Origin of the sequence: Legionella cherrii (assembly GCF_900635815.1) — a bacterium.
Lineage (GTDB): Bacteria > Pseudomonadota > Gammaproteobacteria > Legionellales > Legionellaceae > Legionella > Legionella cherrii.
Map to the genome: position 1 here is coordinate 3,568,438 of NZ_LR134173.1, position 6,563 is coordinate 3,575,000.

Genomic DNA, 6,563 nt, shown 5'->3' on the forward strand with positions numbered 1-6,563 from the left:
GTTCTATTAGTCACCTATTATTAGTTGATTAGATTGTCTTTTTTAAAAATCGACAAAGGGACTTCTTGGCGAATGACAATAACCAATCAGCAGGTAAAATTACTCATGAAAAAACTAAAAAAACATAACCAGGAAGTATCTGCCGCAAAATCAGGAATGTCAGCTAATACAGCAAGGAAATATATTAAGAGTGGTCAACTGCCGTCAGAGATGAGCAAGCCACATACTTGGAAAACCCGAGTTGATGCGTTCTCTGATGTTTGGGATGAGCTTGCAAAAATGCTGGAGGGTGCACCAGGGCTAGAAGCCAAGACACTGCTTAATTATCTTATGGCACGTGCCCCAGAACAATATAATCAAAGCCATTTACGTACATTGCAACGACGGGTTCGCGATTGGCGGGCTGCCTTTGGAGCCGAACAAGCGGTTATTTTCAGGCAACATATTCAACCAGGTAAGCAAAGCCAGTCTGATTTTACGTGCATGAACTCACTTAACATCACCATTAATGGCCAACCATTTAAGCACCTCCTTTTTCATTTTATCCTGACGTATTCACGCTGGGAGTCGATTAAAGTATGTTTCAGCGAAAGCTTTGAAAGTTTAGTCAGTGGTTTTGAAAAGGCAGTATGGGAACTAGGTTATGTCGCCGGTGAGCATCGTACAGATAACCTCACTGCAGCAACTAAAGCGATGGGGAGTAGGCGCGAGTTCACCGAGCGTTGGCAAATGGTTATGGCTCATTACCAAATCAAACCAACTACTAATAATCCTGGAGTAAGCCATGAAAATGGCTCTATAGAAAAAAGCCATGATTTGTTGAAAAACGCGATTGACCAGACCTTGATGGTGCGTGGCTCTCGTGATTTCCTAACTCAAAAAGATTATATTGAGTTTTTGCAGAAAATAGTTGATGGGCGCAACAAATACCGGATGGCTCAGTTTGAGCAAGAAGAGGAGCTACTGCAAGAGCTTCCTGATAGAAAATGGAATTCACCTGAAATTGTTACTGCACGCGTGAGCTCAGGCAGCATTATCCAGCTTCTGGATAAGCCTTATAGCGTCCCCAGCAGGCTAATTCACTATACATTAAAAGCTTATATTTATCCTGAAGAAATCATCTTGTTCTATGGCAACAAACAACTGCAGGTCATGCCAAGAAACTATGGTGATGGGCTTGAAGGGATTAACTACAGACACCTTATTGATGCTTTAGTTCGAAAGCCATCTGCTTTTGCTAATTATCGTTACCAAGGAGCCTTTTTCCCCAGGAGCTGCTTTCGTAAGGCTTATGATGAGCTTTGCAACAAGCGGCCAGCTAGTGCTGATAGAGTCTATTTAAAGATTCTGCAGTTAGCAAAAATTCAATCAGAACAGCAAGTTGCTCTTGCCCTTGAGTTATTGCTTGAGGCACGCGAAATCCCTCTTCTGGAACGGGTTAAGGAGTTAATCGATGTCTACCAAAAAGAGAAAAGAGCTGTTCACGTCATGGAGCCAAACCTGGCTGATTATGACAACTTATTGACCTCCTACAGGAGTCACTAAGCATGAACATCAATTTGAATTTAACTCATAATTTAAATCAACTGCTGTCCAATTTAAAATTACCTATTTGCCTTAAAGATTATCTGGAGGTGGCACAGCGTTGTGAGAAAGAAAAACTGTCTCATGTTGAATTCTTTTATGAAATTCTGCAAAGAGAAAGCGATTATCGCATGCAAAAAAAGATAGATAAGCTCGTCAAATCAGCTCAATTACCGCGCGACAAGTTACTGTCTGATTTTGATATGACTCGTATTCCTGGGCTTGCGCCAAGCCAAATTATTCAATTGGCCGAAGGGGAGTTTATTGACCGATACGGCAATGTATTAATTTTTGGAAACCCAGGTACTGGAAAAACCCACTTAAGTATAGGGCTTGCACGTGAATGGTGTTTGTCCGGAAGACGAGTTTGTTTTTACACTGCAGCGAGTCTTGTCCAGCAACTGCTGCAAGCGAAGCAGGTATTGAAGTTAGAGCAGTTCATCAAAAAGTTAGACCGATTTGAGTTGCTCATTATTGATGATATCTCTTATGTCCCTTTTGAGCGTCATGAAACCGATGTACTATTCACGCTGATGGCCGCACGTTATGAGATGCGCAGTTTATTGATTACCAGTAATTTGCCATTCTCAAAATGGAACTCCATCTTTAAAGATGAAATGACTACGAATGCCGCCATTGATAGGCTTGTGCATCATGCAGTGATCCTTGAACTCAATACATCGAGTTACCGTAGTGAGTGCGCCAAGAGGAATAAAGTAGAGCCCATCAACGCCGACTGACGCGCCTTCTGTGAAGGCTTGTCAACCTAAGGCCAACTCTTCCCTATAGATCAGGAAAGAGTTGGCCTTAGGTCCTATAAAATTAAATCCTGAAAATCCCCAATTATTACTCCCCATCACTAATAAATTAATAACGAAAAATAGAGACAAATTTAGTTTAATTGATGTACACTTCTGTTCCTGCAGAAAGGCTTATTTTAGCTTAATTTATTGCTGTCCTCTAAACGCAAAAATAATTGTCGCTACACACAGCATAAATGCGTATGCTCACAGCAATCAAAATTATGATATAAAAATACATTAATCCAATCATTTTTAACTGTATTGGCTGAAAAAAAAATTTTTTTTCTACCCTACTTAGAATAAGTGAGTTGCGAAGCCATAGTAATGGAAAACCAAAACCCAAAGGAATAGCCCAAGGATAAGTCAATTTAACAAAACCCAAAAAACCTGCCAGAACAGTTAAGATAAAAGGCAAAATAGCGATCCACCATAAAGCATCATCCCCCAAATGAATCGCGCGCCAGCTATTCAACATACGCTGATACCATGGCCCTTCAAAAAATTTTAGTAGAACCCAATACCAGGGTATGCACCAATATAATAAAGGTGCGAACAAAAATTTTAGACATAAAATCCAATATATTTTTCCATCTCCCTTTGTTTGCAAGTACACTAACGTAGGATAATCATTCTGAGTCAACCAATAAAAATGAGGTGCTAAGCAGATACAAAAAATCAATAAAGAAAGATAAGGAGAAAAACTGCGATACCAATTACGATACAATGGTAATAAACTAACAAAAAATAAAGTAAGCAAAAGTATCCCTGAAAAATATTTTCCAAGCATTGACAAAGCAGCCATAAAACCAAGGAAAAGGCTATTCAATAAACCCCCTAATAACCTTTGAGACTTGTGTGTCGCCCTTAAAAAAAAATAGATTGTCCATGGCCAAAGCATAAGCAAGATACTATTTGCGTTATATTTTGCAGCTAAAGTGGTATAGGGAAAGGAGAGTAAAAGCAAAGCCACACTCAAGAACCCTAATTTTTTGCAGCACTTTAGATATGCATCGCTAGAAAAAGCCGAATCAAAAACATTTCTCAAAAAAAGAGGAGTCAAGCAGAAGACACCTAATAAACCTAAAGCAACTACTGCATAGGACAAAAGGTAAAAAAACATATTGTCATGTGGAAAAATTTGAAACCAAGCAGCAGCAATCCAACCAAACAGTGGAGGATGCTTATCATGTCCCCATGACCACAGACTGCCCCATGAATAGGCTTCTAACATATCATCATATTTATCTAAATTCGAATCACTAATGACATGGGCAAGCCACCAGATTAATAGGGTATATAGAAGTAAAGAAAAAATAGAAGAACAAGAGATGTTCTCCATTCCGTATGATAGGCTATTTTTTTTTATAGGAAATAACACATGGGTTCCTACTTAAAAATTTTAATTGGAATATTTCATTTAGTAGGCATTTGAGCTATATCAGTAAAATCAATAGTTCGTGAATTAGAAAAATCTATATGCTTATTTAAATTACATATATTAAAAAATACTGGTTTCGAAGATTATAAATAAAAAAAGCGGCTTTATTAGCCGCTTTTCAGAATAAAACCCTGGCGATGACCTACTTTCACATGAGGAAACCTCACACTATCATTGGCGCGGGTTCGTTTCACTTCTGAGTTCGAGATGGAGTCAGGTGGTTCCAAACCGCTATGGTCGCCAGGAAAACTGGTTTCACATGATTAATGGGCGCATTATACCCGAATCATGCGTTAGGTAAATAAAGAGTACACATTTTTTTTGCTGATTGGGCGTTAGCCCAACCGGCTTTTCTTGTATTTGCATTCAGTTAATCTGAAGTAATTCAGATTATATGGTCAAGACAATCAGCCAATTAGTACAAGTTAGCTGCACACATTACTGCGCTTCCACACCTTGCCTATCAACGTCGTAGTCTTCAACGGGCTTCATGGGAAAACTCATCTTGAGGGAGGCTTCCCGCTTAGATGCTTTCAGCGGTTATCCCGTCCGAACTTAGCTACCCGGCGATGCGACTGGCGTCACAACCGGTACACCAGAGGTTCGTCCACTCCGGTCCTCTCGTACTAGGAGCAGCTCCTCTCAATTTTCCTACGCCCACGGCAGATAGGGACCGAACTGTCTCACGACGTTCTAAACCCAGCTCGCGTACCACTTTAAATGGCGAACAGCCATACCCTTGGGACCTGCTTCAGCCCCAGGATGTGATGAGCCGACATCGAGGTGCCAAACACCGCCGTCGATATGAACTCTTGGGCGGTATCAGCCTGTTATCCCCGGAGTACCTTTTATCCGTTGAGCGATGGCCCTTCCATTCAGAACCACCGGATCACTAAGACCAACTTTCGTTCCTGCTCGAGCCGTCGCTCTCGCAGTCAAGCACCCTTATGCCTTTACACTCTTGGTACGATGTCCGACCGTACCGAGGGTACCTTTGTGCTCCTCCGTTACTCTTTGGGAGGAGACCGCCCCAGTCAAACTACCCATCATACACTGTCCTCATCCCGGATTACGGGACCAAGTTAGAACCTCAATAACAACAGGGTGGTATTTCAAGGTTGGCTCCATGAGAACTAGCGTCCTCACTTCATAGCCTCCCACCTATCCTACACAGTTATCATCAAAGTCCAGTGCAAAACTATAGTAAAGGTTCACGGGGTCTTTCCGTCTAGCCGCGGGTACACTGCATCTTCACAGCGATTTCAATTTCACTGAGTCTCGGGTGGAGACAGTGTGGCCATCGTTACGCCATTCGTGCAGGTCGGAACTTACCCGACAAGGAATTTCGCTACCTTAGGACCGTTATAGTTACGGCCGCCGTTTACCGGGGCTTCGATCAAGAGCTTCTCCGAAGATAACCCCATCAATTAACCTTCCGGCACCGGGCAGGCGTCACACCCTATACGTCTTCTTACGAATTTGCAGAGTGCTGTGTTTTTAATAAACAGTCGCAGCCACCTGGTCTCTGCGGCCCTCTCCAGCTCTGAAAGTAAATCCCATCACCAGAAAGGGCGTACCTTCTCCCGAAGTTACGGTACCATTTTGCCTAGTTCCTTCACCCGAGTTCTCTCAAGCGCCTTAGTATTCTCTACCTGTCCACCTGTGTCGGTTTGCGGTACGGTTCTCTATAAGTTATGGCTAGCAGCTTTTCCTGGGAGCCGGGCATCAATAACTTCGCTGTACACCGAAGTGTCAGCACCACGTCGCACCTCAGAGTTAATAATGGTCCGGATTTGCCTAAACCATCCCCCTACATGCACGTACCAGGACAACCAACGCCTGGCTTATCTAGCCTTCTCCGTCCCCACTTCACCACTTATAAAAAGTCCAGGAATATTAACCTGGTTCCCATCGACTACGCTCTTCAGCCTCGCCTTAGGGGCCGACTCACCCTGCTCCGATTAACGTCGTGCAGGAAACCTGGGACTTCCGGCGTGAGGGCTTTTCACCCTCATTATCGTTACTCATGTCAGCATTCGCACTTCTGATACCTCCAGCAGACTTCTCAATCCACCTTCATCAGCCTACAGAACGCTCCCCTACCACGTGCACTTAGTGCACATCCGCAGCTTCGGTGACTAGTTTTAGCCCCGTTACATCTTCCGCGCAGGCCGACTCGACCAGTGAGCTATTACGCTTTCTTTAAAGGGTGGCTGCTTCTAAGCCAACCTCCTGGCTGTCTATGCCTTCCCACATCGTTTCCCACTTAACTAGTACTTTGGGACCTTAGCTGGCGGTCTGGGTTGTTTCCCTCTTCACGACGGACGTTAGCACCCGCCGTGTGTCTCCCGTGATTCAATTAGCCGGTATTCGGAGTTTGCATCGGTTTGGTAAGCCATGACAGCCCCCTAGCCGAAACAGTGCTCTACCCCCAGTAATCATTCACGAGGCGCTACCTAAATAGCTTTCGGGGAGAACCAGCTATCTCCGGGCTTGATTAGCCTTTCACTCCTAGTCACACGTCATCCGATAATTTTTCAACATTACCCGGTTCGGACCTCCAGTTGGTGTTACCCAACCTTCATCCTGCACATGACTAGATCGCCCGGTTTCGGGTCTACTCACAGCGACTCGCGCCCTATTCAGACTCGATTTCTCTACGGCTTCCTTATTCAGTTAACCTCGCCACTGAAAGTAACTCGCTGACCCATTATACAAAAGGTACGCAGTCACACGGA

At 43.6% G+C, this 6,563-nt stretch carries 3 protein-coding genes and 2 rRNA genes (1 of these 5 running past the window's edge); 2 read left to right on the forward strand and 3 right to left on the reverse strand.

Translation table 11 applies throughout. From position 1 onward, the window contains the following. Positions 1–72: 72 nt before the first annotated feature. Both istA and istB read left to right on the forward strand, forming a co-directional pair. Complete coding sequence (gene istA / locus EL022_RS15290; RefSeq protein WP_051544491.1) at positions 73–1,545, forward strand: IS21 family transposase; 1,473 nt, start codon at positions 73–75, stop codon at positions 1,543–1,545. A 2-nt stretch (positions 1,546–1,547) separates the two neighbouring features. Beyond that, complete coding sequence (istB, locus tag EL022_RS15295) at positions 1,548–2,324, forward strand: IS21-like element helper ATPase IstB (RefSeq protein WP_035901146.1); 777 nt, start codon at positions 1,548–1,550, stop codon at positions 2,322–2,324. A 220-nt stretch (positions 2,325–2,544) separates the two neighbouring features. Here the strand turns inward: istB and EL022_RS15300 are convergent, their stop codons facing one another. From EL022_RS15300 to EL022_RS15310, 3 genes are all read right to left on the reverse strand, one after another. Beyond that, entirely contained in the window at positions 2,545–3,765 is a 1,221-nt protein-coding gene (locus EL022_RS15300) for a glycosyltransferase family 39 protein (protein WP_241972206.1), read from the reverse strand. 189 nt (positions 3,766–3,954) lie between these two features. After that, positions 3,955–4,070 (reverse strand): 5S ribosomal RNA (gene rrf / locus EL022_RS15305). Between the two features lie 149 nt (positions 4,071–4,219). After that, positions 4,220–6,563: ribosomal RNA gene (locus EL022_RS15310) — 23S ribosomal RNA — on the reverse strand (it continues 553 nt past the right edge of the window).

Excerpts from the sequence above, each read along its gene's own strand:
- istA (WP_051544491.1), top strand. The coding sequence starts at position 73 with ATGACAATAACCAATCAGCAGGTAAAATTACTCATGAAAAAACTAAAA.
- istB (WP_035901146.1), top strand. The coding sequence starts at position 1,548 with ATGAACATCAATTTGAATTTAACTCATAATTTAAATCAACTGCTGTCC.